This window comes from Silvimonas sp. (genome assembly GCF_031291215.1).
Taxonomy (GTDB): domain Bacteria; phylum Pseudomonadota; class Gammaproteobacteria; order Burkholderiales; family Chitinibacteraceae; genus Silvimonas; species Silvimonas soli.
The window spans coordinates 1-1,285 of the sequence record NZ_JARLJK010000104.1 but is presented as its reverse complement, the minus strand read 5'-3'; the positions used below and the strand labels follow the sequence as shown (position 1 = coordinate 1,285).

Below are 1,285 nucleotides of genomic sequence, written 5' to 3'. Positions count from 1 at the left end.
CTTGAGCAGATAGTCGTGAATGATCGAGTTGCCTTCATTGTTCTTCTGGTGCGCCAGCATCACGGGCGTAAAGATGCCCGTCCGGTCCTCTGGCTGCGTGAAGGCTTCAATCGTCTTCATCTCTGGAAACGATTGAAATCCGTACTCGGTCACGAAGCGGGCATGATGAGTCTCATAGGTCGAAAACGGCACACGCCCATGCCATACATCCCAGATATGGTCGTCTCCAGTCTGATACGTTGGTGAGACGGCCTCGTAATCCGCACTTGGAGAGCTAGGCCAGTAAGGAGTTTCTGGAGCCAGCCGCGCCACCACGCGCGTCAGGATGCCGCTGAATTCTGTCAGATAGTCTTGCCACATCTGAAACTTCACGTCGGGAGCAAGCTTCGTTCTTGCGCCCCAGTTCAGGGCTTCTTCCGTCTCGTTGTTGCCGCACCAGACGACGATGCTCGGATGATTGCGCAGCCGGCGAACCTGATCGTCGGCCTCGGCCTCAATGTTCAGCTTGAACGCATACGTCCCCGGCTGCCAATCGTTGCCGAACTGAAAATCCTGCCAGACCATGATGCCCAACTCGTCGCATATTTGGTAGAACTCATCCGTCTCGTAGTACCCTCCGCCCCAGTGCCGAATCATGTTCATGTTGGCGTCGCGCGCCGACTCCAGAATGCGGCGGTAATCAGCGGTGGTTACGCGATTGGGAAAACTGTCGAACGGAATCACGTCCGCACCTTTGGCAAACACAGGAATCCCATTGACGACCAGTTGAAACGAGCGTCCCCACTGATCCGGATGACGGTCAAGAACGATAGAGCGAAGGCCTGCCTTGGCCGTACGCGGTTCGGCCCACTGTCCGCTGATGCCAAGTTGCGCCGTAAATTCATATAGCGGTTGCTCTCCGTAGCCCGCCGGATACCACAGCTTCGGGTTCCGAATTTCAATCGGCAGATCGACAATGTTGCGTCCGGCGTGAAGATTGGCCGCCGTCGTCACAAACACGGGCATGCCTGCAACAGGAGCACCGGCCTGGTGGTAACTCACAGTAATGCGCGCCGGACCAGCGCTTGATGCCTCTACCTCGACCTGCGCATCCACATGCGCTACTTCCCCGCTCACATCGCGCTGGCGGATAGCGAAGTCGGCAATGCGCACCTTATTCCATGCCTCCAGGCGAACCGCCCGCCAGATGCCGCTGGTCACAAACTGCGGACCCCAGTCCCATCCATACTCATAGGCAGCTTTGCGGATATATGTCTTGGCCGCCGTGCCGGTCTTTGCCTGCCAT

General features: G+C 57.4%; 1 protein-coding gene. It reads right to left on the bottom strand.

Annotation, left to right across the window (positions count from 1 at the left end; all coding sequences use genetic code 11):
- The coding region (locus tag P4L78_RS10690; RefSeq protein WP_309328054.1) for a glycosyl hydrolase 2 galactose-binding domain-containing protein at nt 1-1,285 on the bottom strand (1,285 nt) is incomplete at both ends.